The organism is Mesorhizobium sp. 131-2-1 (genome assembly GCF_016756535.1).
Taxonomy (GTDB): Bacteria; Pseudomonadota; Alphaproteobacteria; order Rhizobiales; family Rhizobiaceae; genus Mesorhizobium.
The window spans coordinates 3215575-3239949 of the sequence record NZ_AP023247.1 but is presented as its reverse complement, the minus strand read 5'-3'; the positions used below and the strand labels follow the sequence as shown (position 1 = coordinate 3239949).

Below are 24375 nucleotides of genomic sequence, written 5' to 3'. Positions count from 1 at the left end.
TCTCGCCTGGACGGCAGACTCATCTGCCTTTCAATCTCCCGCAGCGAACATATCTTCCGGGCTTGGTGTCACCAGCGGCGTGAAGAACGTCAACCGCACGGCTTCCAGCAGCAAAAGCGGGGGTTTCATCTGGGTTGCCAGCTCCGTAATCCTTGCCTGCAACTCCTTGACTTTATCAGGGTTCTTGTCGGCCAGATTGGTGGCTTCCGATTTGTCCTGTGCCAAATTGAAAAGCTCTATCTTTTGCGGCAACGCCGCTGCCCACACCAGTTTCCAATCGCCCTCACGCACCGCGCCGACCATCGGATCAACATTGTAGACAATTTCCGTGCGCGGCGAAGGTTTGCCCTCGCTGATGGCCTGCCACATATCCATGCCATCCAGGGGTTTGTCCTTGCCGGGCTTGGCGCCGGCCAGCCCAGCCAGTGTTGGCAACATGTCAACGACGTGCATAAGGCCGTTGAAGACACCAGGCTTGATCTTGCCGGGCCAGTTCATGAAGGCAACCGAGCGGGTGCCTCCCTCATAGAGGGTACCTTTGCCATCGCGATAGGGACCATTGTCGGCAGGAAGTTTGCCCTTCACCTTCGAGTCACCGGTAAACATCGAATTGATGACGCCACCATTGTCGCTCATGAAGACGATGAGGGTATTGTCGCGAATCCCCTTCTTCTCGAGCGCGGCCACGACATTTCCGACCTCGTCATCGATCACCGAGACCATGGCGGCATAGGCTCTCCGGTTCTCGTCGGTGATGTTCTTATACCGGTCGAGATATTCCTTCGGCGCCTGGAACGGCGTGTGGGGCGCGGTGAAGGCGAGGTAGAGAAAAAGCGGCTTCTTCTGATCGTGAGCCTTGATGACTCGGACAGCCTCCTGACCGAACAGGGTGTTGTCGAAGCCCGGCTCCTTGATCGGCTTGTTGTTGCGGTACCAGTCCGCGATGCCGTGCGAAGAATGTTTGAAGTGGTCGATCTCGCCGACGGTCGCCCCGTAGAATGAATCAAATCCACGTTGTTTCGGCCAGTAAGCCGTCTTGGCATGGCCGAGGTGCCATTTGCCACTCATCGCTGTCCGATAGCCCGCATCTCTGAGGATTTGCGGAAGAAGGGTTTCGTCAAGCGGAAGGCCATAGGTCCCTGCTGCGGGGACAACGCCAACCTGCATGCCATAGCGTAGCGGATAGCGGCCGGTCATGAGGGCGCAGCGCGTCGGTGTGCACATCGGCTGCACGTAATATTCTTCGAGCTGCGCCCCCTCAGTGGCAAGCTTGTCGATGTTGGGCGTCTTGATGTCTGAGCCGTGGTAGCCGACGTCTTTCCAGCCCTGATCGTCCGCAACGATGAAGACGATGTTGGGCTGCGAGGGCTGGGCTGCGGCAACCTGAACGCCGGCGAGGCCGGCGAGTGCCCCCGAAAGGCCGGCAGGAGCGGCAAACCGCGTAACAGCCGCCGCCGTACCTGCCATCAATGCGTCTCGCCGCGTTATTTTGTTGCTAATGCCGGCTTCAGCCGGGAAGTCACGATCGTTGCTCATGTTCTTGCCCCTGCGCTGCAGATTCGTGCCGTTCCACTCAAAACCATGACGTGTCTGAGCCGATCATTCCCCTGGAATCCAAAGAGACAGCCCAGGCGCCGGTATCGACTCGACCGACTTGGTTGCCACGAGATCTCTCGGGTTCCAGGAGTTGGTGTCAGCACGGTCATGGCCTCTCCAGGAAATCATTGGCCCCACAAGGCACGATTGCTGCAGGGCGCTCGATGTCCTCTGCGCACGTTTCTGGAATGGTCCTGCCCGTTCACGCTCCCCACTCGCCGTTGGTCGGCGATACGCCCGCGCTGATTGGTCTCGCGCAATTGATATTAAGCTATAGCTAATACAACCGTACCGCTATCCACTTTGCGCAAAGGACGTATTTTTTGCTCCTGGGCCTGCATCGCGCAGAGACCCGCCGCTCAGCCTGGACGAACCTGCCTATGCAGCCGTGGGGTTATGTCCGGGCGCAGCAACCGCCGGCAAAAAAATGGAATTCCGGTCCACGGCACGATCGTACAAGCGGTGATCCGCACCAGCGGCCAAACCAGAATTGGCTACTTCGGCATCCTTCCAGGCTGCGAGGGAAGACGCTTTTCAGACCGTGGCGCAAAATCAGTACGCCATTTCAACTATGGGAGCGGAAGTAGTCCGGCACCAAAACGCAGGCGCCGCCGCCAATCGACCACTTCATGTCAATTCTATTGGGCGGCCGCGAATTGATAAGTGAACCCCAGCATCGGACCCTGCTGAGTGAGTTTGTTCACGAAGCCGTCGTGGCTATAGTTGTCGTGCATGGCCCGATAACCGACGAACATCGACATCTTGTCGTTGAACTGGTAGCCGGCACCGCCCATCACATCCCACATCGATTTGGATCCCGCGCCGAAACCACCGACGAGAGCCCAGCCGGCTAGGTAAATCCCATTGCCAACATTGGCCTTGATTTTGGCGCCGATCACCGGGTCGACCCACGTATCGCCGTCGCTCGCAGAGCTGCCGTCAAGCCCACCGCCATGGAAGTCGAAACTGTTGTCGACCGACCAGAGGCGGGCGCCGGCCACCAGATCGAAATTCGTCCCATCCTGATAGTAAACGCTGTAACCAGCGAGCGCAGTGCCCATGAAGGTGCTCACCGTCGCGTCGATGTTGGAGGCGAGGACTCCTCTCGGGGTGCCTATGTTGGCGTCGAGCTTGGCGTACACTATGTCCGTGCTGATTGTGAAAGGCCCGTTGCGAGCTTCCGTAAGCCCCATAAAGCCGAATTGGAGGTTGTTCAGCACGTCGCTGAAGCTAACGTCGACATCCTGAGGCGGGAATCCGAAGAGGCCGCTTTCGCCCTTGATTCCCGATGCCCACAAATACGGGGCGACGGTGAAGGTCCAACCTTCATCCTGTGGCTTGGCGATGTCTGCTGCAAAGGCATTGGCCGCACCAAGTACCAATACACCTGCCGTTGCGAGGGCGCCCAAACGAAATTTCTTCATCATCGTCCCCATTTGTCGTTTTTACTGCCCGATTACGCCAAGCAGAGACTCCTCTTCCATACTGGATGGACCCTCGCTTTGCGCTCTGTCAACTTGGCCGCACGGTCTATCCCCACTAAGCCGTTCGTCGGGGCACCTAAGTGCCAATTGATCTCGCGCAATTTGCGCTTAAGCTATAGCTAATACAATTATTCTTCTATCCACTTTGCGCAAAGGACGCCTTGCTTGACCACGTGGCCTTCATCGCCTTCGTACAGGGATGTGCTACTTGGCCCTGACGACCTTACCAGCGCCGCCTCTGGTTTGCCCGTGAAGGTCGATAGGCTTTCGGCCGGCTGGCTTCCCTCGCGCATCCGGCAAATCCAGTCCCCCGGCAAGTGGGCGCTCGACCTGCCAGAATTCAACTGCGCCTTCCGCGCCAGCGGCGGTTTCGATCCAGGCTCCGTGGCGTTAGTGGCCATCGAGCGAGCCTGTGGGTCGACAATATGCGGCATTCCGCTCGAAGACGACTTGATCCTGGCAATTCCTGCCGGCACGAGCGTGACGGCAACGGTCCGGCCTGGCTTCACCTACGCAGTCGCCATAGTTCCGACCGCGACCTGGATGGAGATCCAGTCGGTTACCGCGGGGATGGTCCTCGAACAGTTCAGCGATCGCCCAGCGGCAGTTCGGCTCACCGCCGACGAAGCGCAAAGAATCCGACGCCAAATGAAGTCGATGGCAGACCGCCTCGGGACAGTTGCAGGCGGTTCGGTTCTGCCGGAGCAGCCTCCAAGTGCGTTCGTGGAATATCTGGGGGTGGTGGCTGACGCCTTCGCGGGCGCAGATAATCGTGAGACTGAGACAGCCGGCTCCGCGAACCGTCATCTTAGACAAGCGTCGGCGGCCGAGGATTTCATTCGTGCTCATATCCGGGAAGACATACCCATTGTTCGACTGTGCAAGGAAATCGGTGTCAGTCGTCGACAGCTCGAGTATGCCTTTCGCACCACGTTCGCTGTAACTCCGCTCGAATTCATCAGAGCGCTCCGCCTCAACGAAGCCAGACGGCTCCTTACCACGGCACGTGCCAACGGCTTGAGTGTTACAACGATCGCTATGGATGTTGGGGTCACCCATCTGGGCCGCTTCGCCGCGAATTATCGCCTGTTCTTCGGCGAGTCTCCTAAGGAAACAATTCAGCGTGCCGGAAGGTCGTGACGGGGCTTAACGTGCGCTGAGAAATGCGCCGCGTCATCATCGCAAGCAGTTCGATGGAATTTGCGCAATCCGGATAGAAGTCGCGCTTGCGAATTGGTATATTCCAACTTGCTAATAATACACGCCTCCGGCCCTCAAGGTCGGAAGCGGACCGGTTCGATTTCGGTTCGGCACAGGCTTGCTTCGGGCGCGTGGCGCATCGGCCGGAAAAATAAAAGCAGGGGGCGGCGAGCTTTTGGGAGGACGTAGCATGACAAGACCTGGCTTGAGATTGACCGGCGCTGCCGGAATCGTTGTCGCCTTGATTTTTGCAGGACTTGTCGACGGCGTTGTACCATTCGCCCCCTTCGTTAGCGACGCGCAGGCGAAAGTCGGCCGTCCGCTCACACCCGGCAGCGTCGCGGGCGTCACGAGGCGTACAACTCGCCGCGTGATCCGCCGTTCGACCATTTATGTGACCCGGCTCCCCGCAGCGTGCGTGAAGACCACTATCAACGGCACTGTGCTGTGGCACTGCGGCAGCACGTATTATCAACCCTACGGCGGACGCTACGTCGTCGTGCACATACAATGAATGGAAAGTGGAGCTCGGCACCTTGGGAGCTGCTTCGTGGTCGCCGAGGCGCCGTTCGAGGACCGAGCGAGTGCGCAGGGCCCGTCAGGACTTTCATGAATGCATTCCTGGAAGGTAGGCGGATAGCGCGCAGCGTTCGCCGCTCCGTCGAGCCGGCGGGGTTCGTTCGATTGCGGGAAAGTCTGGTCGCACCGTCGACCGAAAATTGCCGGAGCGCCCGATGAGCAACGCACTGCCCATTCGAGTTGGCATTCTGCTGTCGGCCGTCCTTCCGATTTTCTTCTGGGTGCTGCTTGGAACCTCCTGGGCCCAGCAGCCTCCGGTCGACGTGCCGCCTGAAAAGGCGCGGCAGTTCCTCAATCTGCTGTCCGATCCCGAGGTGAAGGTATGGCTCGAAGGAAAGGTCCCGGCACCCGCCGAGGAACCGCCTGCCGGGTCGCTGGACGACGCGATCGCAAGCTGGGGGCTAGCCGTTCGCACACGTCTCGCCGCGCTCGCCGATGCCGTTCCCCGCATCCCGCAGGAGCTGTCCAACGCCGCGAGCGTCGTCACGCGCGACGTGAATTCGGGCCGGCCCGGTCTGGTGGTCCTGATCCTGACAGTTCTGATTGTCGTCGGCTTCGGCGCCGAGTGGCTGGTCCGCCGGACTCTGGCGTCGGGCGATTCTGACGGAACAGTTGACCCCGGCCAGGCTGTCCTGTCCGAAGTCGCTGCGTTGCTGACGTTTGCTCTGGCCAGCATCGGCTCGTTCCTCGCGTTCGAATGGCCGCCTTTGCTGCGCCGCATCGTGCTGACCACGCTGCTCGCCTTCATCGCCGTGCGTGTCGTGCGCGCAATTGTCAAATTGCTGTTTGGACTTGCCGGCGCGGAACGCAGAACGTCGCAGGAGACGCCGACGGCACCCCCTGTCGCAAGCGAGATCGCGCAGCATTTCTGGTTTCGGCGCGTGAGCCTTATCGCCGGCTTTCTGCTGTTTGGCTGGGCCCTGGTCAGCCTCATGCCCAGTATCGGTTTCTCCGTCGACGTGGTGCGGGTCGCTGCTCTGCTTTGCGGCCTGGGCATGCTGGCCATCGCCATCGAAATCGTCTGGCGGCGGCCGGGCAGGACAACTTCCTCGGTCAGGCAATTGCTGCTGTCGTTCTATCTGATCGCGCTTTGGCTGACATGGGTGGCGGGACTGCTCGGCGTGCTGTGGCTCGGCCTCTATGCGTTGTTGTTGCCGGCGGCAGTGCGTGGGGTTGGCGACGTCGCGCAGGCCTTAGCCAGCGGGGCGCAGCGCAGTGGTGCCCTCGGCACTATGCTGAACGTGCTGATCGTCAGGGGCGCCAGGGCGGCGGTGATCGGCGCTGCGGTCGCCTGGCTCGCCTATCTCTGGCGCATCAGGGCCGCTGCCCTTGCCGGCGGTCAAACCGGTGGGCTCGTGGTTTCAGGCCTGCTCAATAGCATCATCATCCTCCTGGTTGCGGACCTGCTTTGGCAGATGGCGAAGGCGTTGATCGCTTATAGGATGGAGCTTGCGCCAAAGGACGAGTCCAATGCCGACGACCTCGCCCGCAACGACCGGCTGCGTACGCTGCTGCCGATATTCCGCAACGTGCTCGCTGTCTTCATCGCGGCCGTCAGTGTGCTGACAATCCTGTCCGGACTCGGCGTGCAGATCGCACCTTTGATCGCCGGCGCTGGCATTTTCGGTGTTGCCATTGGATTCGGCTCGCAGACACTGGTCAAGGACGTCCTGAGCGGCGTTTTCTATATGCTCGACGACGCCTTCCGTGTCGGCGAATATATCCAGAGCGGCAGCTACAAGGGCACTGTCGAATCGTTCAGCTTGCGGTCGGTCAGGCTGCGGCATCACCGCGGCCCAATTTTCACCGTGCCGTTCGGCGAGCTCGGCGCCATCCAGAACATGAGCCGTGATTGGGTGATGGATAAGATCGCTCTCAGTGTCACCTACGATTCTGACGTAGACCTCGCTCGCAGGCTCATCAAGAAGATCGGTCAGGAGTTGGCCGCGGATCCCGAGTTCGCGGCCGATACGATTGAGCCGCTGAAAATGCAAGGCGTCGACAACTTTGGCGACTCCGGAATTGCCCTCAGGATGAAGCTGATGACCAAGCCCGGAATGCAGTTCGGCATAAAGCGGCGAGCGTTCATGATGATCAAGAAGGCATTCGACGAGAATGGCATCAAGATGGCCGTTCCCACCGTGCATGTGGAGGGTGGCGGCGACAACGCAGCCGCCGCGCAGCAGCTACTCAAGATGAAACAGGCTGCGAGCTAGCGGCAAACCCGGCTCCTGACCATGCGCCATCATCCTGGTGCACAACCATCCGTCCGGCGGCAATGCGAGCATGAAGGGCTTGCTGCTGATCTGAGGTGTCGATCTTCGTCCCGCGCCGGCGACTTAACTCGACGAAAGCACAAGTAGCAGGACAAATCTTTGCCGCAACCTGGCCCGTTTCAGGTTTGACGCATGGCGCTCTCCTCGGCATGCTGGAACGATGACAAGGGGCGTGCTGCTGGATCTCGCAGGCGTCATCTATGATGGCGGAACCGCCATATCGGGCGGTGTGGACGCGGTCGCGCGTTTGCGCAAGGCCGGTCTTTCCATACGCTTCGTCAGCAACACCACGCGCTCGTCGAAACAGCGGGTACTCGACCATCTGGCAGCATTGGGGCTGACCGCCGCCAAGGCCGATGTCTTCACACCGGCGCAGGCCGCGCGCGAATGGCTGCTTCGTAACGGCCGCGCGCCCTATCTGCTGGTTCACCCAGGCCTCGAGCCGGATTTCCGCGAACTGCCGGCCCGCGACAAGCGCGCCGTCATCATCGGCGATGCCGGCGAGACCTTGACCTATGCGGTGCTGAACGACGCCTTCCGCCAGTTGATCGCCGGCGCCGAATTGCTGGCTCTCGCCACCAACCGGGCATTTCGCGACGCCGACGGCGGGCTCAGCCTCGATGCAGGGCCTTTCGTGGCGGCACTGGAATTTGCCTCGCTGAAACGCGCGACCGTCCTCGGCAAGCCATCGCCAGCATTCTTTCTCTCGGCGCTGGCATCCATGAACGTCCCGCCGGAACAGGCGATCATGGTCGGCGACGATGCCGAGGCCGACATAGCCGGCGCGCTCCGCGCCGGGCTTTCGGGGGCATTGCTGGTGCGCACCGGCAAATATCGCCGCGGCGACGAGAAGCGGTTCGATCCGCCGCCTACCGCAACCGTCGCCGATCTCGCGGCGGCGGCCGACTGGATCATTGCGCGATCCAGTCCGAACTGAAACCGGGGCTCCGCGAGCGCAAGAGGCGCCAGTTTGTCCACATATATTTCCCACACATAGTCGGCTCTGGAATTTCAACCGCAAATCACGCTATGATGATCTTGGCATTCGCCGGGACGGCTTCGCGCCCCCTCGAATGCCGGGGAGGACGGGACATGGCCATTGCGCTTGTACTCGTTTTGATTGTTGTGGGCTCGGTGCTGTTTCACTTCCTGAGCCCATGGTGGTGGACGCCGATTGCCTCGAATTGGGACTATATCGACAACACCATCATCATTACCTTCTGGATCACCGGCGTCGTCTTCGCCGCCGTGGTGCTTTTCATGGCCTATTGCGTGTTCCGCTTCCGCCACCGGGAGGGCAACCGCGCGGCCTATGAACCGGAGAACAAGCGCCTCGAATGGTGGCTGACCGTCGTCACGGGAGTGGGTGTCACCGCCCTTTTGGTGCCCGGCCTGTTCGTCTGGAGCCGCTTCGTCACCGTGCCCAGCGACGCGACCGAGGTCGAAGTCATCGGCCAGCAATGGCAGTGGAGCTTCCGCTTGCCCGGCAAGGACGGCAAGCTCGGCACCTCCGACACCCGCGACGTGTCGGCTGAAAATCCGCTCGGCGTCATCCCCAGCGATCCCAACGGCCAGGACGATGTCGTGGTCGAGGCGGCCGATCTGCATCTGCCGATCGGCAAGCCGGTCAAGATGGTGCTGCGCTCGATCGACGTGCTGCACGATTTCTACATACCGGAATTCCGCGCCAAGATGGACATGATCCCGGGCTCGGTCACCTATTTCTGGTTCACCCCGACCAGGACCGGAACCTTTCAGGTCCTGTGCGCGGAACTGTGCGGCCAGGGCCATCCGCTGATGCATGGCGTGGTCATGGTCGACACTGAACAGGACTACCTGGCCTGGCTCGGCCAGCAGCAGACTTTCGCGCAACTGTCGGCGCCCCAGAAGACGGGCTCTGCCGACCAGGCGACGGTGGCCGCGTCTGGTCTGGACGTTGCGGCAAGACTCGAGGCTGTCGAGGCACGCTGAACAGGGCGCGGAGGTGCTCCCATGGTCGATATAACGCCTGCAGATGCCGTACCGCCGGCCGAAGTCGCGGAAATGGAACTTTACCATCCGCACAGCTGGTGGACGAAGTACGTCTTCTCGCAGGACGCCAAGGTCATCGCCATCCAGTATTCAGCGACGGCAACGGCGATCGGCTTCGTGGCGCTCATGCTGTCCTGGCTGATGCGGCTGCAGCTCGGCTTCCCCGGCACGTTCGACTTCATCACCCCGGAAGCCTACTACCAGTTCATCACCATGCACGGCATGATCATGGTGATCTACCTGCTCACCGCTCTATTCCTTGGCGGCTTCGGCAACTACCTGATCCCGCTGATGGTCGGCGCGCGCGACATGGTCTTTCCCTATGTCAACATGCTGAGCTACTGGATCTACCTGCTCGCCGTGCTGGTCCTGGTGGCCGGCTTCTTTGCGCCGGGCGGACCGACCGGCGCCGGCTGGACGCTCTACCCGCCGCAAGCCATCATGAGCGGCACGCCGGGCGGCCAGGACTGGGGCATCATCCTGATGCTCTCCTCGCTTATCCTGTTCATCATCGGCTTCACCATGGGCGGCCTGAACTATGTCGTGACGGTGCTGCAGGCGCGCACCCGCGGCATGACGATGATGCGGCTGCCGCTCACCGTCTGGGGCATCTTCACCGCCACCGTGATGGCGCTGCTCGCCTTTCCCGCGCTGTTCGTGGCTTGCGTGATGATGCTGCTCGACCGCGTGCTCGGCACCTCCTTCTTCATGCCGGCGATCGTCGAGATGGGCGAACAGCTGCAGCACAATGGCGGCAGCCCGATCCTGTTCCAGCATCTGTTCTGGTTCTTCGGCCACCCCGAGGTCTACATCGTCGCGCTGCCGGCCTTCGGCATCGTCTCCGACCTGATCAGCACCCATGCGCGCAAGAACATCTTCGGCTACCGCATGATGGTCTGGGCCATCGTCGGCATCGGCGCGCTGAGCTTCGTGGTCTGGGCGCACCACATGTATGTCAGCGGCATGCACCCCTATTTCGGTTTCTTCTTCGCCACCACCACGCTGATCATCGCCATTCCGACCGCCATCAAGGTCTATAACTGGGTGCTGACGCTGTGGCGCGGCGACATCCATCTCACCATACCTATGCTGTTCGCGCTGGCCTTCATCGTCACTTTCGTCAATGGCGGGCTGACCGGCCTGTTCCTCGGCAACGTCGTCGTCGACGTGCCGCTGTCGGACACGATGTTCGTCGTCGCCCATTTCCACATGGTCATGGGTGTCGCCCCGATCCTGGTGATCCTGGGCGCGATCTACCACTGGTACCCGAAGGTCACCGGCCGCATGCTCGACGAGACGCTCGGCCGTTTCCATTTCTGGGTGACCTTCCTCGGCGCCTATCTGATCTTCTTCCCCATGCACTATCTCGGCCTGATCGGCATTCCGCGGCGCTACGCGGAACTGACCGACATGACGATAATGACGGAGTCCGCCCATCATCTGAATTCGTTCATCTCCATCATGGCTTTCATCGTCGGCTTCGCGCAGATGGTCTTCCTGTTCAACCTGATCTGGAGCATCCGCCATGGCCGCGAGGCCGGCGGCAATCCATGGCGGGCGACGACGCTGGAATGGCAGACGCCCGAGACACCGCCGACGCATGGCAATTTCGGCAAGGATCTGCCGATCGTCTACCGCTGGGCCTATGACTACAGCGTGCCGGGCGCCAAGGAGGACTTCATCCCGCAGAACGTGCCGGGCAATTTCGGCCTCTCCAAGGAGCCGGCATGAGCGTCATCCTGGTCTTCCTGGCTGTGATCGCCGGCTTTGCCGGCTGGTGGCTTTCGCACCAGCGGCTGACGGCGAAACCATGGTTGGAGCAAGGCCTGGCCACGGATTTCGTTGGCCTCGACCGGTCGGCCCTGCCCACCGCCAAGATCGGCCTAGGCGTATTCCTCGCCGTCGTCGGCTGCCTGTTCTCGCTGTTCACCAGCGCCTATTTCATGCGCATGGGCCTGTCGGACTGGCGGCCGCTGCCGCTGCCGCGCCTGCTCTGGCTCAACACCGGCGTGCTGGTGCTCAGCAGCATCGCGCTGCAATGCGCCGTCGCCGCCGCCCGCAAAGGCCAAATCGACAACGTCCGGCTGGGCCTTGCCACGGCCGGGGTGACAGCGCTTGCCTTCCTCATCGGACAGCTCGTGGCGTGGCGGCAACTGACCGAGGATGGCTACCTGCTGGCCGCCAATCCGGCCAACAGCTTCTTCTATCTGATCACCGGCATGCACGGCCTGCACATACTGGGCGGTCTGATCGGCCTTGGCAGGACGAGCGCCAGCGCCTGGAACGGCGCGCGGCCTGAGCGGCTGCGCCTCGGCGTCGAGCTCTGCGCCATGTACTGGCACTTCCTGCTTTTCGTCTGGCTTTGCATCTTCGCCCTTCTGGCCGGCTGGGCAGCGACGTTCATCGACATTTGCCGGCAGTTGCTGACCTAGGAGGCAGGCGATGGCTGAGACGACACTGGTGCATAGCGGCCAAACGGAGCCAAGACCTTCGGGCTGGCAAGGCATTGCGGCCGACTGGGCCTCGGACCAGCGCGCGTTCAAGAACGTGTCCTGGGGCAAGGCCATGATGTGGATCTTCCTGCTCAGCGACACCTTCATTTTCGGCTGCTTCCTGCTCTCCTACATGACCGCGCGCATGTCGACGCGCGTGCCATGGCCGAATCCCAGCGAGGTCTTCGCGCTGCGCATCGGCGGCCAGGAGATTCCGCTGATCCTGATCGCCATCATGACCTTCGTGCTGATCTCGAGCAGCGGCACCATGGCCATGGCGGTCAATTTCGGCTACCGCCGCGACCGCCGCAAAACCGCGATCCTGATGCTGCTGACCGCCGCGCTCGGCGCCACCTTCGTCGGCATGCAGGCCTTCGAATGGACCAAGCTGATCACCGAAGGGGTACGGCCCTGGGGCAACCCATGGGGCGCCGCGCAGTTCGGCTCCTCCTTCTTCATGATCACCGGCTTCCACGGCACGCATGTGACGATCGGCGTGATCTTCCTGATCATCACGGCGCGCAAGGTTTGGCGCGGCGACTACGACGTCGGGCGCCCCGGCTTCTTCACCAGCCGCAGGGGCCGCTACGAGAACGTCGAGATCATGGGCCTCTACTGGCACTTCGTCGACCTGGTCTGGGTGTTCATTTTCGCCTTCTTCTATCTTTGGTGAGAGGCGGGCTTTGTTGAGAGGAAGCTATGGCTGAAGCAACCGCAAACGGTCTCGGGCAGCACGCACTTCACGCCACCCACGCGCATGACGCACCGGCGGCCGTGACGGACGCTCATCAGGAACATCCGATCAAGCTCTATCTGGTGGTCTGGGCGTGGCTGTTCATCCTCAGCACCTGCTCCTACCTGGTCGACTATTTCGGCCTGCACGGCTATCTCAGATGGTCGCTGATCCTCATCTTCATGATGCTCAAGGCCGGACTGATCGTCGCCGTCTTCATGCACATGGCCTGGGAAAGGCTGGCGCTCGCCTATGCGATCATCCTGCCGCCGATACTGGTGCTGGTGTTCATGACGATGATGGTCTTCGAATCCGACTATACGCTGCTCACCCGCATAACGTTTTTCGGCGCCGGACCCTGACGCGCGGCAGGAGTTGCTGGACCGCCGCCCTCGCCTTGAAACAATGGATGGCTGAGCCATCTTTGTCGGTATCGGAGACGGTCGAAGACAGCCGTCGTTCCAATTGCATCACAACCTGAAGCAAGGGGAGCCAAAATGACGATCGCGAACAAACTGAAGCATTTCATCGACGGCAAGGGCGTTTCCTACGACACCGTCGAGCATCACCGCACGTCCACCAGCCGGCAGTCGGCCATCGCCGCGCATGTGCCCGGCAGCATTATGGCCAAATCGGTGGTCGTCCACCACGAACTCGGCTATGCGCTGGCGGTGGTTCCAAGCACACACAGGATCGAACTCAGCACGCTGCAGGGCATCATGGACAAGCGTCTCGGGCTCGCTTCCGAGGACGAGGTGGTCTCGCTCTTCGGCGATTGCGACGTCGGCGCGGTGCCGCCGATCGGCGCCGCCTATGACGTGCCGGTGATTCTCGACGAAAGCCTTGGCGCAGCCGACGACATCTATTTCGAAGGCGGCGACCACAGGACTCTTGTGCATGTCAGCGGCAAGGACTTTCGCAACCTGACAACGGATGCGCGCCAGGCCCGCTTCAGCCATCCGGCCTACTGAGAAAATCCGGTGAGAAAATCGGGGCCGCGCCGAAAACGGCGCGGCCCCAAATTTCAACCTGCCGGCTTGACCGAAGGCGGCGGTTCCACGACCTTGCGATAGACGTGCCAGGTGGCGTGGCCGAGGATCGGCAGCACCACCGCCAGGCCGGCGAAGATCGGGATCGAGCCGATGATCAGCGCAACGGCGACGATCAGCCCCCAGACCGCCATCACGAACGGGTTCGCCATCACCACGCGCACCGAAGTGTGGATCGCCTCGTACGCCCCGACATCACGGTCGAGTAGCAACGGGAAGGCGACGACCGTGGTGCACAGCACCACCACGGCAAAGACGAAGCCGATGGCATGGCCGAGCACGATCAGCGTCCAGCCGCGCCCGGTGGCGAATATCTCGTTGATGAAGCCGGACAGCGATGCCGGCGGCGTCGGGCCGAAGAGTTGCACGTAGAATGCCTGGGCGGTCAGAAGCCAGGCGATGAAGATCGCAAACAGCATGATCCCGACGGCCGCGATCGACGGCAGAGCGGGCGAGTTCTTGACCTCGAAGGCATGGCTCCAGGAGGAATCGAGACCGGCCTCCCGCCGGCGGCTGATTTCGTAGAGGCCGATCGCGGCGAACGGGCCGAGCAGCGCGAAGCCGGAGACCAGCGGAAACAGCAACGGCAACGCGTTGGCGCCCGATGTCCAGGCGGCGAGAACCACGCCGACCAGCGGATAAATCAGGCAGAGGAACACGATATGCGAGGGCTTGACCATGAAATCGTCGACGCCGCGTCTGAGCGCGTCGAATAGGTCTGAAACGCCGATTTTTCGAATTCTCGTATGCTCCAGCGTTTCGCTGGCACCTGCAATGACGTGAAAGCTCGCCATGACCACTCCTCCAGATCAGGTCTGGCCAGGTCGCGGATTTCATGGTGCTAGCGTTATGCATGACGGGCCACGCAACCGCGACCTGCACCGCAATCACCATACTCTCTTGCGAGCGACTTGTCGCCCTTTTGTCGGCAACGGATCCGGGGCGGTCCAGGCACAGGCTGGCTCGAAGCCCCTTTTTTCGCTATTCTCCCGCAGGTCGAAGGTGAAGGTCATGGACACTCGGACGCTTCTCATACTCGGCCTTGGGATACTCATTCTGCTGCTGCTGGGATTCTTCGCGCTGCCGGCGTGATGGCTTCGCAATGAAGGTCCTGGGCGGCCCGCGGGTTGCGGGCACGAACCTGGCTCAGGCCATCGCAATCAGAGTGAGCCGACCACGCGTGCAACGATGCTGTCGCAGAGCAGCGTGGCGAATATCGCGAAGAGATAGGCGATCGAAAAGGCAAACAGCGCCTTTGCCGGCTTCATCTCCTTGTCGGGAGCGGCCAGCACCTTCCAGGCATGCCAGATGAAACCGAGGCCCAAGGCGGCCGCGACGATCCCGTAGAAGCCGCTGGCGAATCCGAAGGGCCAGGGCAGCACCCCGATCGGCGCCAGGATGAGCGCGTAGGCGAAGATCTGTCTGCGTGTCGAAGCCTCGCCCGCCACGTTCGGCATCATCGGAATGCCGGCGGCGGCGTAGTCGCCGACCTTGAACAGCGCCAGCGCCCAGAAATGCGGCGGCGTCCACAGGAAGATGATCAGGAACAGGATGAGGCTTTCGACACCGACGGCGCCGGTGGCGGCGGCCCAGCCAATGACCGGAGGCAGCGCGCCCGCCGCGCCGCCTATGACGATGTTCTGCGGCGTCGAGCGCTTCAGCCACATCGTGTAGATGACGACATAAAAGAAGATGGTGAAGGCAAGCAGCGACGCCGCGAGCCAGCCGACCAGCACGCCCAGCGTCATCACTGAAAGCGCCGAAAGCACCAGGCCGAAGCCGAGCGCCTCGCCCGGCGTGACGCGGCCCGAAGGCACCGGCCGCTTCGACGTACGCGACATCAACGCGTCGATATCGGCGTCGTACCACATGTTGAGCGCGCCGGCCGCCCCTGCCCCGATGGCGATCGCCGCGATTGCGATCACGGCGATGACCGGGTTCATTGCACCGGGCGCCACCATCAAGCCGACGAAAGCGGTGAAGACGGCAAGCACCATGACGCGCGGCTTGAGCAGCGCGAAGTAATCGGCAGCCGTCGCTTCCGAGAGTCGGACGCCGGTGTCCTCGAGGCGGCTTTCCCTAGTCGACATTGCAAGCGACCACAGATGAGGCGGGAAGACTGACTATTGCGAGAATTGCTTCAGATAGGCGATGACGTTGGCAACGTCCTGATCGTTCTTGAGGCCCGCGAACGCCATCTTCGTCCCTTTGACCATGGCCTTGGGGTCGTGAAGATAGGTCGTCAGCGTCGGTTCGTCCCATTTGACGCCGGACTTGCCGGCATCGATCATGGCCTGGGAATAGGTGAAATCCGGGTGTGTGCCCGCCGTCCGGCCGATGACGCCGTGCAGCGACGGGCCGATCTTGTTCTTGTCCTCATCCGCGATGTGGCAGACCTTGCATTTGACGAAAACCTTCTCACCCGCCGCGGCGTCCTGCGCCTGCGAGGGATGCACGGTGAAGGCTATTGCGGACACGGCAGCAAAAAACGCGATAGCGCGCATATGGCATTTCCTCCCTGGTCGTCATCCTTGCCTGGACGATCCCACGCGTGCCGCTCATGTCGGCCCGCGCCCCCTTGTGTCAGAGCGGAGGTTCCGCCCTGCCTTAGTGGAATTGCGGCACCTACATACCACGGATTCCCAGCGGCGGATAGAAAAAGCCAGAGATTGCGAAGGTTTAGGACACGCGCTCAGGGCGGATCGATGTTGCAGGCCCCGGCGATCCTGTCGACCGCCTCGCCAAGTCCGGCAAGGTCGAAATCCGCCTCGCCGCGTCCCGCCAGCAGGCCGAACCGCCAGGAAAGCAGGAGCCGGCTCGCCGGCACCAGCCGCTTGATGCCATCGGCGCCATCCCTGACCAGCATCTTGCCGCGCGTGCCGACGGACCAGCTCTCATCGAATTTACCGTCACCGTCGACAGTAACCGACATGGTGATCTTGCGGCTGGCGGACACCGCGTCGTTGAGCTGCACCCATTCGCTCCAGTGCGGCTCGCCGTCCGGCCGGCAGGCGATGGTCAGCACCGGGCTGTAGCCCAGCGCGCCGCCACCGGTGAGGAGCTTGTTGTCGGCATAAAGCGAGGCGGTGACCAGACCGTTGCTGCTGGTGTCGAAACGCCAATTGTCGAGTGCGGCATCGGCCTCGGCGACGCCGCAGGCAGAGATGAAAGCGAGCGCCGCCGCCACCACGCCGCCCTTTTCGACGAACCGCCTCAACGATGCCTCCAACGCCCTCTGTTTCGCAACACAAGCGCAGATAATCATCAAGGTTTCGTATCGCCAGCCGCGCACTGCCATTAGAACGCGCCGCTGTTGCACCGGAGCCACAACACCGGGCCTCAACGAAAAAGGCCGCCCGAGGGCGGCCTTTCGCAATTCAAGCCTGGTGCGCGCGTTACTCGGCGTCCTTGGCTGCCTTTTTCTTCGGTGCCGCCTTCTTCTTCGGTTCCTCGGCGTCGTCGGCCTTGGCTTCACTTGCCTTGGCTTCCGACTTCTTCGACGCGGCCTTCTTCGCCGGCTTCGCCTTGGCCGCGGTCTCGCCGTCCTCGTCGTCGGCCATCAGCTCTTCCTTGCCGACCTTGACGTCGGTGACGGAGATCTGGCCGAGCAGATGGTCGACCACCTTCTCCTCGAACATCGGCGCGCGCAGCGTGTTCAGCGCGTCCGGATTGTTGCGGTAGAACTCGAAGGCTTCCTGCTGTTGGTTGGCCGGGAAGCGGCGAACCTGCTCGAACAGGCCGCGCTGAAGCTCCTCATCCGAGACCGTGACGCCGGCCTTCTCGCCGATTTCGGCGAGCACCAGGCCGAGGCGCACGCGGCGCTCTGCCAGGCGCTGATATTCGGCGCGCGCCTCTTCTTCCGTCGTCTCTTCATCGGCGAAGGTGCGGCCGGCGGCCTCCAGATCGCGGTTGACCTGGCTCCAGATGTTGTTGAACTCGGCCTCGACGAGCTTCGAAGGCGCCTCGAACGAATAGGACGCGTCGAGCTGGTCGAGCAGCTGGCGCTTGACCTTCTGGCGCGTCATCGAGCCGAACTGGTTCTCGATCTGGCCGCGCACGATCTCGCGCAGGCGCTCCAGCGATTCCAGGCCGAGGTTCTTGGCCGTCTCGTCATTGATCTCCAGTTCGCCGGGCTTCGCCACTTCCTTGACGGTGACGTCGAAGGTGGCTTCCTTGCCCGCCAGATGCGCGGCCTGGTAGTTTTCCGGGAAGGTGACGGTGACCTGCTTCTCGTCGCCGGCCTTGGCGCCGACCAGCTGGTCTTCGAAGCCCGGGATGAACTCCTTGGAGCCGAGCACCAGCGGCTGGTCGTTGCCGGCGCCGCCGGAGAACGCCTCGCCGCCGATCTTGCCGACATAGTCGATCGTCACGCGGTCGCCTTCGGCGGCCTTGCCGGTCTTCGGCTCGTAGCTGCGCGCCGATTCCGCGATGCGCTTGACCTGATCGTCGATTTCCGTGTCCGGCACGTCGAACACCTGGCGCGTCACCTTGATGTCGGAGAAATCCTTGATTTCGATCGCCGGGATGATCTCGTAGTTGAGGCGGAACTCGAAATCGGCGCCGCCGGCCAGGATCTTCTCGGCCTCTTTCTCGTCCTCGGTCATTATCACTTCAGGCTGCATGGCGGCCTTCTCGCCGCGCCCGGTGATGATCGAGCGCGTCGAATCGTTGAGGATCTCGTTGACGACCTCGGCCATGAACGACTTGCCGTAGACCTTGCGCAGGTGCTGCACCGGCACTTTGCCGGGACGGAAGCCGTTGATGCGAACCTTGTTGCGGGCATCCGTAAGCCGCGCCATCAGCTTGGCTTCCATGTCACCGGCCGGCACGGTGATCTTGATCTCGCGCTTGAGACCGGAGTTGAGCGTTTCGGTGACCTGCATCATAAAACCTTTGTTCTCACCCATGAGACTGCCAGACGGCCCTGCCGCTTACAGCCTGCCAGTATAATCTTGCCGGGAATGGCTTTTGGTAACGGAAGCTGGCGGTTTGACCGCTAAAGCGGCTCAAATCCTCTCCAAACTGCGTTCCAAAATGTGAATAAGTCTTTGTTTTTCCTACTTCTTATCACATTCTGCAGAAGCGGATCGTCGCGTCCCGTCACATTCGACACGCCTTTTGTCACACGCCAGCCTAATTTTCAACCATCTTCGCATTCAGGCGGTTGAAGGTCATTTTGATCGCGACATTGACAGAATGATGGCTACATGGGATTGCCGGGCGACGCGGGTATGGCGGAACTGGTAGACGCACCAGATTTAGGTTCTGGCGTGAAAACGTGGGGGTTCGAGTCCCTCTACCCGCACCAGCCCCATCGGCTGACAAACCGAGTCGCCACGATCACGTCTCGAAGACCTTGCCGGTAATCCATTCGCTCAATTTCGCCAGTTCGGGCCCGAGCACGCGGTCGGCCTCGACCGGCGGCACGATGGTCCTGACGTCGGCAACGAAGGGCCGCAGCGCAGGCGGCGCCTCGCGTCCGGTGACGTGAAGCGCCTGCGAGGCAATCATCGCTAGCATCGCCATCGCCGCGTCGAGGCAGCGGCCGGCGGTCGCCTCCTTCGTCCAGGCGAGGAACGCCGTCGTCGCGACGTCGTCCTGGCCGGCGCCGGCCGATTCCGTTCCCGGGATAAAGGTGCGCTGCGCCGCATGATTTGCCTGCTCCAGGTAACCGGTGATCGCCATCGGCACATAGCCGACATTGCCGTGGCCGTCGCTGTCGGCCCAGTGCCGGTCCGTCATCAGCAGATCGGGCAGCAGCGAGACCTTGCCGTTCAGGAGTTTCGAGGCGTGACGGTCGCAGAGCAGGCAGATATCGGCCCAGATCGCCGCTAGATCGTCGAGCGCAGGCGTGGCCATCGCATTGTGATAGCCGCCGGTGCTGATGCAGCGCCCGAGCGGATGCGTATCGTCCGGCGGTATATAGACCGGATTGTCCGAGATCGACGCCAGCGAGACGGTCGCCGCCCGTTCCGCGCCGGACAGCGCGCGATGCGCCTGACCAAGCACGCGCGGCACGATGCGGTAGCTGACGGGCGCCTGATAGTTGCGCCGCCCGTCGGCGGCGCCGGCGAGATAGTCCCGCAGCCCTTGCAGCGCCGCCGCCTCGTGTTCGTCGCCCCAAAGCCCGTCGAGCGCGGCATCGTAGTGTTCGAGCGGTGCGCGAAAGGCTTCGATCGACAGCGCGAACACCTTGTGCGCGAGGCCGATGCGGCGGCGCGCCGCGAGGGCTGCGTCCGCCACCAGCGCCGCGGCGCAGGGCGAACCGTTGATCAGCGAACCGCGCTCCTTCACTTCCAGGTCGAAACGCGTCGAAAGCGGAGCAAACAGCGGATAGAGAGCCAGGATCTCGCCGGCGCCGCCCTGTCCCTGCGACGGCACGATCGGCATCGGAGCGCCATCCAGCATGGCGGCGACAGCTTGCGCGATGCGTGGCGAGGTCGCGGCATTGCCTTCGATGAAGTTGGTGAGGCGGGCAAGCACGATCGCCCTGACCACGCGCTCCGGCAGCGGCTCGCCGAAAGAGGTCGCGGCGGCGAACGCCTTGATGCGGGCGTGGCGGTCGCGCTCGTCACGCTCGAGCTTGCGGCTCGCCAATTCGCCCATCGCGGTGGTGACGCCATAGATGACCGGCGCGGGGTCCGTCTCGATGAGACGCAGGAATGAGGCGCGGCATTCCTCGATTCGGCGCAAAGCCTTGTCGCTGATCCGGACCGGCTCCTTCCGCCAGGCGACACGAAAGACCGTATCGAGGTTGATATCTCCACGCGCCGTCAGTTCAATCGTCATGCTTCACGCTGTTCGCACGGAAGATTCAAAAGTTTCGGCAGACACACGTTGGTACGGCCGCCTCTAGTAGAGCGGCTCCGCGAACAGCATCTTGTCGCCGTCCATCAGCGCCTTGATCTGCGCGGTGCCATTGGCGGCGACGGCAAGGCGGATGCCGAACGGCCGCACGCGCATGTCGCTCTGGATCGCCATCCCCTCGCCTTCGGGCAGGTAGAAGCGCTCGATGCCATAGTCCGGCGCGATCGTAGCTTCCGGCTCGCGCAGGCCCCAGCCATCGGCCACATGCCCGACGATGTCGACCTCATCGGAGGCCGCCGGCGTCGGTGCGGCATCGAACCAGGCCGCGCTCGGCTGCCAGTAGCCCTCGGCGCCCTTCTTCAGCCTGACGACGAGTTCGGAGTCATTGCTGGTGAACCTGTCGGGTGGAATGTTGGCGATCAGCTTCACCGGGATGCGCGAGATCTCGTAGCCAAGCACGATATAGTCGCCGCGCAAAAGATCGCGCGGGTCGATCGGCTCGACCTTCAGCAGGACTTCCTTGCCGTCGCGCAGGATCGCCGCCCGACCGGCGATGATCCAGCCGAGGAAGCCGATCTGGACGAGCGCCAGCAGCAGCGCCGAGATGATCAGTCTTTTGCCGGTCATCATGCACTCGCTCCTTCGCCGCGCGGCGCGTTCATGCGTTTTTCGACGCGGATGATGACCAGCGCCAACGTGCCGAGCAGCAGTGCGGCCGCCAGGAAGAAGCCGGCGGTGCCAAGCATCGAATGCAGCATCACCATATAGATGATGGCGAGCTCGAAGGCGAAACCGGCATAGGCAACCCAGCGCAGGCCCCTGCTCTCCCGGCCGCCGAGCATGATCGCAGCGACGATGCCGGCAAGCGCGACCGCCGAGGCAATGGCGAAGCCGGCATTGTAACTCGCCTCGTCAGCCAGTTCGAACTGGATCATCGCCATGCCGGTGAGGAAACCGACCAGGGCATGCAGGGGCAGCCGGCCGCCAAGCTGCACGATCCGGTCGACCGGTTCGGCGGCGAAGATCGCCGCTGCAAAAAGCAGCGCCGAGACCACCACCAACGGAATGGCGACCTGCAGCGTGTCGTGATCCATCACGAGCAGCACGAGATAGGCGATGACCGACAGGATGATCAGGTGCCGCGCTGCCTGGCTGCGGGTCCAGAACGAAATGGCGAAGAGTACCAGCGCCATGGGGGCGAAGAGATGCGGAAACTCGGCCCGTCGGAAAAAGCCGCCCCATTTGAGGAACAGCCAGGCGTCGGCGATACCGACGGAAGCGAGGGTGAGCGGGTTGGAGCGCAACGCGACCGCCGCCAGCGCCGTGCCGGCGCCCCAGGTGAGCAGCGCCGAGGCCTCGTCGCCGGTCAGGTGGTACATCTGGCCGATCAGCGCGATCGAGCCGCCGAAAGCGGCCGCCGCCACGATCCACAGCGCCTCGCCGATCGCGCCATGGTCGCGTGTCTTCAGCACCGCGCCGCCGACATAGCCGGCGAGGATGACGGCGAACAGCGCCGCGACGCGGACGAGGCGTGGGATGGCTTCCCAGTTGGCGGCGACGAAGATCAGGATCGCCGCGCCGAACAACAGCGCCGCCATCATCGCCAGGATCGAACCGAAGCTCAGCGACCTCCGCTCATTGGCTTCGACATCGCGCGCCAGCGCATCGGCTGTCGGCGCATCGATGAGGCCGGCCTGCCGCCATCGGGCGATGTCCGACCTGACCCGCGAGGCATAACTCGCCATTCTTCCCCCTGCCCTCGGTCTTTTTTTCAACCCACCCGGTCAAACCGTTGACGCCACGGCATTTTCGGATTCGGGCTTCTTTATGTCGAAGCCGTGAACGGCCGTTAATGTTGCATTGCACAATTTGCATTGCTGCCATGCGCCAATGGCACTTTTAAATCGATATGACCCCACCTATTTTCTGTTCGTACACAAACGGAATGATCCGAACGAAAGACGAAACGAGTACTACCATGAACCTGATCCGCAACTACCGCAACTGGCGCCGCTACAGGGACACCGTCTCCGAGCTGAGCCGCCTGTCGAACCGTGAACTGACCGACCTCGGCATCAGCCGCGGCGACATCCACTACGTCGCTCGCAAGGCGGTCTAATCCTCTTCGGACCGTGAATGGTCCGAACCAGTTTGAAGAAGAGAACGACAATGAACCTGATCCGCAACTATCGTAACTGGCGCGTTTATCGCGAGACGGTTTCCGAGCTGGGTCGTCTGTCGAACCGCCAGCTCCACGATCTCGGTATCGTTCGCGACGAGATCAAGATGGTCGCCCGCAAGGCGGTCTAAACACAGGAATTTCGCCAGGGTCGACCTCCTCCCCGACCCTGACGGATACGGCCGACCCTTACCTCCTCCCAAGGGTTGACCACTGAAACGGCGCCCGCCGGACCTCCTCCCCCGGCGGGCGTTGTTCCCGAAGCGAACATAGTTCGTCTTCCAAGGTTTCGCCCCTTTCAAACGGCGAAATGAATTTCGTCAAAGCCGACCTCCTCCCCGGCGATGACGAATACGGTCGATCTTCACCTCCTCCCGAGGATCGGCCCCCAAAACGACACCCGCCGGACCTCCTCCCCCGGCGGGTGTTGTGTTTTCAGGGGCCGCTTTTGCCGCCCTTCCGGTCCGGCACCGGCCTTTCCTGCCCTTCGCGCCAATTGCAATCGCGACAACAAGCGATTATTCCGGCGCCCATGAGCAAAAATCCCGTACACGTCATTGGCGGCGGCCTCGCCGGCTCCGAAGCCGCATGGCAGATCGCCGAGGCCGGCATTCCTGTCGTGCTGCATGAGATGCGTCCCGTCCGCGGCACCGAGGCGCACAAGACCGAGGGGCTGGCCGAGCTCGTCTGTTCCAATTCCTTCCGCTCCGACGACGCCGAAACCAACGCTGTCGGCCTGCTGCATGCCGAAATGCGGCTTGCCGGCTCGCTGATCATGAGCGCCGGCGATGCGCATCAGGTCCCCGCCGGCGGCGCACTGGCCGTCGACCGCGACGGCTTTTCCGACGCTGTGACCGCAAAGATTGAAGCGCATCCGCTGATCACCATCCTTCGCGAGGAAGTGCCCGGCCTGCCGCCGGCGGACTGGGACCAGGCAATCATCGCCACTGGCCCGCTGACCGCGCCCTCGCTTGCCCAGTCTATCGCGGAAGCCACCGGCGCCGACGCGCTCGCCTTCTTCGATGCGATCGCGCCGATCGTGCATTTCGACACGATCGACATGAACATTTGCTGGTTCCAGTCGCGCTACGACAAGGTCGGCCCCGGCGGCACCGGCAAGGACTACATCAACTGCCCGATGGACAAGGAGCAGTATCTCGCCTTCGTGCAGGCGCTGGTCGATGGCCAGAAGACCGAATTCAAGCAATGGGAAGGCACGCCGTATTTCGACGGCTGCCTGCCGATCGAGGTGATGGCCGAGCGCGGCGTCGAGACGCTGCGCCATGGGCCGATGAAGCCGATGGGCCTGACCAATGTCCACAATCCTGCGGTGAAGGCCTACGCGGTGGTCCAGCTTCGCCAGGACAATGCGCTGGGCACGCTCTACAACATGGTCGGCTTCCAGACCAAGCTGAAGCATGCCGAGCAGGTGCGCGTGTTCCGCACCATTCCGGGGCTCGAAAACGCCGACTTCGCCCGCCTCGGCGGCCTGCACCGCAACACCTACATCAACTCGCCGACACTGCTCGATGCCTCGCTGCAGCTGAAGTCGCGGCCCGGCCTGCGGTTCGCCGGCCAGATCACCGGCTGCGAGGGCTATGTCGAGAGCGCCGCGATCGGCCTGCTTGCCGGTCGCTTCGCCGCCGCCGAGCGGCTTGGCCATCAGGCCTCGCTGCCGCCGCTCAGCACCGCCTTCGGCGCGCTGCTCAACCACATCACCGGCGGCCACATCGTTTCGGACGACGAGCCAGGGAAACGCTCCTTCCAGCCGATGAACGTCAATTTCGGCTTGTTCCCGCCCGCTGAAGCACCGAAGTCCGAGGGAAGGCGCCTGCGCGGCAAGGACAAGATCGTCGCCAAGCGGCGCGCCATCACCTCGCGCGCGCTGGCCGATTGCCGCCAGTGGCTGGGCCTGCCCGCGCAGGCAGAAGCAGCGGAATAGTCCCGCC

At 62.5% G+C, this 24375-nt stretch carries 23 protein-coding genes and 1 tRNA gene; 14 read left to right on the top strand and 10 right to left on the bottom strand.

What is annotated here, in order from left to right; all coding sequences use genetic code 11:
- Positions 1–30: 30 nt before the first annotated feature.
- Positions 31–1536 carry an arylsulfatase B gene (locus tag JG743_RS15520; protein ID WP_202302017.1) on the bottom strand — a complete coding sequence of 502 codons (1506 nt, stop codon included), beginning with the start codon at positions 1534–1536 and terminating at the stop codon, positions 31–33.
- Between the two features lie 698 nt (positions 1537–2234).
- Positions 2235–3020, bottom strand: coding sequence for a hypothetical protein (locus JG743_RS15515; RefSeq protein ID WP_202302015.1), 786 nt, complete (start codon positions 3018–3020; stop codon positions 2235–2237).
- A 225-nt stretch (positions 3021–3245) separates the two neighbouring features.
- On the opposite strand from JG743_RS15515, the gene JG743_RS15510 reads away from it, so the two are divergent.
- The 10 genes from JG743_RS15510 to JG743_RS15465 all read left to right on the top strand — a co-directional run bounded on the left by JG743_RS15510 (position 3246) and on the right by JG743_RS15465 (position 13362).
- Positions 3246–4220, top strand: a complete 975-nt coding sequence (locus tag JG743_RS15510; protein WP_202302013.1) for a helix-turn-helix domain-containing protein — start codon at positions 3246–3248, stop codon at positions 4218–4220.
- A 250-nt stretch (positions 4221–4470) separates the two neighbouring features.
- A complete protein-coding gene (locus JG743_RS15505; protein ID WP_202302011.1) occupies positions 4471–4794 on the top strand; it encodes a hypothetical protein in 324 nt (107 codons plus the stop codon).
- Positions 4795–5014: 220 nt separating this feature from the next.
- The gene (locus JG743_RS15500) at positions 5015–7075 is read left to right on the top strand and encodes a mechanosensitive ion channel family protein (protein ID WP_202302009.1); all 2061 of its coding nucleotides are present in this window, start codon (positions 5015–5017) and stop codon (positions 7073–7075) included.
- A 220-nt stretch (positions 7076–7295) separates the two neighbouring features.
- A complete protein-coding gene (locus JG743_RS15495; protein WP_202302007.1) occupies positions 7296–8072 on the top strand; it encodes a TIGR01458 family HAD-type hydrolase in 777 nt (258 codons plus the stop codon).
- Positions 8073–8227: 155 nt separating this feature from the next.
- Entirely contained in the window at positions 8228–9106 is an 879-nt protein-coding gene (locus tag JG743_RS15490) for a cytochrome c oxidase subunit II (protein WP_202302005.1), read from the top strand.
- Between the two features lie 21 nt (positions 9107–9127).
- On the top strand, positions 9128–10897 hold the full coding sequence (gene ctaD / locus JG743_RS15485) for a cytochrome c oxidase subunit I (protein WP_202302003.1): 1770 nt from the start codon (positions 9128–9130) through the stop codon (positions 10895–10897).
- Positions 10894–11598, top strand: coding sequence for a cytochrome c oxidase subunit 3 (locus JG743_RS15480; protein ID WP_202302001.1), 705 nt, complete (start codon positions 10894–10896; stop codon positions 11596–11598). The genes ctaD and JG743_RS15480 overlap by 4 nt, the downstream gene beginning before the upstream one ends.
- A 10-nt stretch (positions 11599–11608) precedes the next feature.
- A complete protein-coding gene (locus tag JG743_RS15475; protein WP_202301999.1) occupies positions 11609–12331 on the top strand; it encodes a heme-copper oxidase subunit III family protein in 723 nt (240 codons plus the stop codon).
- 26 nt (positions 12332–12357) lie between these two features.
- Positions 12358–12753 (top strand): cytochrome C oxidase subunit IV family protein, encoded by a 396-nt coding sequence (locus tag JG743_RS15470; RefSeq protein ID WP_202301997.1) that lies wholly within the window; start codon positions 12358–12360, stop codon positions 12751–12753.
- A gap of 135 nt (positions 12754–12888) precedes the next feature.
- Complete coding sequence (locus JG743_RS15465; protein WP_202301995.1) at positions 12889–13362, top strand: aminoacyl-tRNA deacylase; 474 nt, start codon at positions 12889–12891, stop codon at positions 13360–13362.
- Between the two features lie 53 nt (positions 13363–13415).
- Here the strand turns inward: JG743_RS15465 and JG743_RS15460 are convergent, their stop codons facing one another.
- From JG743_RS15460 to tig, 5 genes are all read right to left on the bottom strand, one after another.
- Positions 13416–14234, bottom strand: coding sequence for a DUF2189 domain-containing protein (locus tag JG743_RS15460; RefSeq protein ID WP_202301993.1), 819 nt, complete (start codon positions 14232–14234; stop codon positions 13416–13418).
- Between the two features lie 366 nt (positions 14235–14600).
- Positions 14601–15530 (bottom strand): heme o synthase, encoded by a 930-nt coding sequence (locus JG743_RS15455; protein WP_202301991.1) that lies wholly within the window; start codon positions 15528–15530, stop codon positions 14601–14603.
- Positions 15531–15563: 33 nt separating this feature from the next.
- Positions 15564–15944: a c-type cytochrome gene (locus JG743_RS15450; protein WP_202301989.1), complete on the bottom strand. Its 381-nt coding sequence runs from the start codon at positions 15942–15944 to the stop codon at positions 15564–15566.
- Between the two features lie 188 nt (positions 15945–16132).
- Entirely contained in the window at positions 16133–16657 is a 525-nt protein-coding gene (locus JG743_RS15445; protein WP_202301987.1) for a hypothetical protein, read from the bottom strand.
- 178 nt (positions 16658–16835) lie between these two features.
- Positions 16836–18323, bottom strand: a complete 1488-nt coding sequence (tig, locus tag JG743_RS15440) for a trigger factor (protein WP_202302642.1) — start codon at positions 18321–18323, stop codon at positions 16836–16838.
- Between the two features lie 342 nt (positions 18324–18665).
- Between tig and JG743_RS15435 the strand changes: the two genes are divergently transcribed.
- Positions 18666–18748 (top strand) — tRNA-Leu (locus tag JG743_RS15435).
- 32 nt (positions 18749–18780) lie between these two features.
- On the opposite strand, the gene JG743_RS15430 is transcribed toward JG743_RS15435, so the two are convergent.
- The 3 genes from JG743_RS15430 to JG743_RS15420 form a co-directional block, all read right to left on the bottom strand.
- Positions 18781–20229 (bottom strand): aromatic amino acid lyase, encoded by a 1449-nt coding sequence (locus JG743_RS15430; RefSeq protein WP_202301985.1) that lies wholly within the window; start codon positions 20227–20229, stop codon positions 18781–18783.
- A gap of 63 nt (positions 20230–20292) precedes the next feature.
- Complete coding sequence (locus JG743_RS15425; protein ID WP_202301983.1) at positions 20293–20877, bottom strand: GDYXXLXY domain-containing protein; 585 nt, start codon at positions 20875–20877, stop codon at positions 20293–20295.
- Positions 20874–21992 (bottom strand): DUF2157 domain-containing protein, encoded by a 1119-nt coding sequence (locus JG743_RS15420; RefSeq protein ID WP_202301981.1) that lies wholly within the window; start codon positions 21990–21992, stop codon positions 20874–20876. Before JG743_RS15420 ends, JG743_RS15425 begins: the two co-directional genes overlap by 4 nt.
- A 233-nt stretch (positions 21993–22225) precedes the next feature.
- On the opposite strand from JG743_RS15420, the gene JG743_RS15415 reads away from it, so the two are divergent.
- From JG743_RS15415 to trmFO, 3 genes are all read left to right on the top strand, one after another.
- A complete protein-coding gene (locus JG743_RS15415; RefSeq protein ID WP_202301979.1) occupies positions 22226–22366 on the top strand; it encodes a DUF1127 domain-containing protein in 141 nt (46 codons plus the stop codon).
- A 50-nt stretch (positions 22367–22416) separates the two neighbouring features.
- Complete coding sequence (locus JG743_RS15410) at positions 22417–22557, top strand: DUF1127 domain-containing protein (RefSeq protein WP_112099016.1); 141 nt, start codon at positions 22417–22419, stop codon at positions 22555–22557.
- A gap of 401 nt (positions 22558–22958) precedes the next feature.
- Positions 22959–24368, top strand: coding sequence for a methylenetetrahydrofolate--tRNA-(uracil(54)-C(5))-methyltransferase (FADH(2)-oxidizing) TrmFO (gene trmFO / locus JG743_RS15405; RefSeq protein ID WP_202301975.1), 1410 nt, complete (start codon positions 22959–22961; stop codon positions 24366–24368).
- The last annotated feature ends 7 nt before the right edge of the window (positions 24369–24375 follow it).

Coding starts and splice junctions, on each gene's coding strand:
- JG743_RS15425 (WP_202301983.1), bottom strand. CDS start 20,877: ATGATGACCGGCAAAAGACTGATCATCTCGGCGCTGCTGCTGGCGCTC.
- JG743_RS15460 (WP_202301993.1), bottom strand. CDS start 14,234: ATGGCGAGCTTTCACGTCATTGCAGGTGCCAGCGAAACGCTGGAGCAT.
- JG743_RS15495 (WP_202302007.1), top strand. CDS start 7,296: ATGACAAGGGGCGTGCTGCTGGATCTCGCAGGCGTCATCTATGATGGC.
- JG743_RS15480 (WP_202302001.1), top strand. CDS start 10,894: ATGAGCGTCATCCTGGTCTTCCTGGCTGTGATCGCCGGCTTTGCCGGC.
- JG743_RS15470 (WP_202301997.1), top strand. CDS start 12,358: ATGGCTGAAGCAACCGCAAACGGTCTCGGGCAGCACGCACTTCACGCC.
- JG743_RS15420 (WP_202301981.1), bottom strand. CDS start 21,992: ATGGCGAGTTATGCCTCGCGGGTCAGGTCGGACATCGCCCGATGGCGG.
- JG743_RS15515 (WP_202302015.1), bottom strand. CDS start 3,020: ATGAAGAAATTTCGTTTGGGCGCCCTCGCAACGGCAGGTGTATTGGTA.
- JG743_RS15520 (WP_202302017.1), bottom strand. CDS start 1,536: ATGAGCAACGATCGTGACTTCCCGGCTGAAGCCGGCATTAGCAACAAA.
- JG743_RS15430 (WP_202301985.1), bottom strand. CDS start 20,229: ATGACGATTGAACTGACGGCGCGTGGAGATATCAACCTCGATACGGTC.
- JG743_RS15475 (WP_202301999.1), top strand. CDS start 11,609: ATGGCTGAGACGACACTGGTGCATAGCGGCCAAACGGAGCCAAGACCT.
- JG743_RS15505 (WP_202302011.1), top strand. CDS start 4,471: ATGACAAGACCTGGCTTGAGATTGACCGGCGCTGCCGGAATCGTTGTC.
- trmFO (WP_202301975.1), top strand. CDS start 22,959: ATGAGCAAAAATCCCGTACACGTCATTGGCGGCGGCCTCGCCGGCTCC.
- JG743_RS15455 (WP_202301991.1), bottom strand. CDS start 15,530: ATGTCGACTAGGGAAAGCCGCCTCGAGGACACCGGCGTCCGACTCTCG.
- JG743_RS15415 (WP_202301979.1), top strand. CDS start 22,226: ATGAACCTGATCCGCAACTACCGCAACTGGCGCCGCTACAGGGACACC.
- JG743_RS15490 (WP_202302005.1), top strand. CDS start 8,228: ATGGCCATTGCGCTTGTACTCGTTTTGATTGTTGTGGGCTCGGTGCTG.
- JG743_RS15410 (WP_112099016.1), top strand. CDS start 22,417: ATGAACCTGATCCGCAACTATCGTAACTGGCGCGTTTATCGCGAGACG.
- JG743_RS15450 (WP_202301989.1), bottom strand. CDS start 15,944: ATGCGCGCTATCGCGTTTTTTGCTGCCGTGTCCGCAATAGCCTTCACC.
- JG743_RS15465 (WP_202301995.1), top strand. CDS start 12,889: ATGACGATCGCGAACAAACTGAAGCATTTCATCGACGGCAAGGGCGTT.
- tig (WP_202302642.1), bottom strand. CDS start 18,323: ATGCAGGTCACCGAAACGCTCAACTCCGGTCTCAAGCGCGAGATCAAG.
- JG743_RS15500 (WP_202302009.1), top strand. CDS start 5,015: ATGAGCAACGCACTGCCCATTCGAGTTGGCATTCTGCTGTCGGCCGTC.
- ctaD (WP_202302003.1), top strand. CDS start 9,128: ATGGTCGATATAACGCCTGCAGATGCCGTACCGCCGGCCGAAGTCGCG.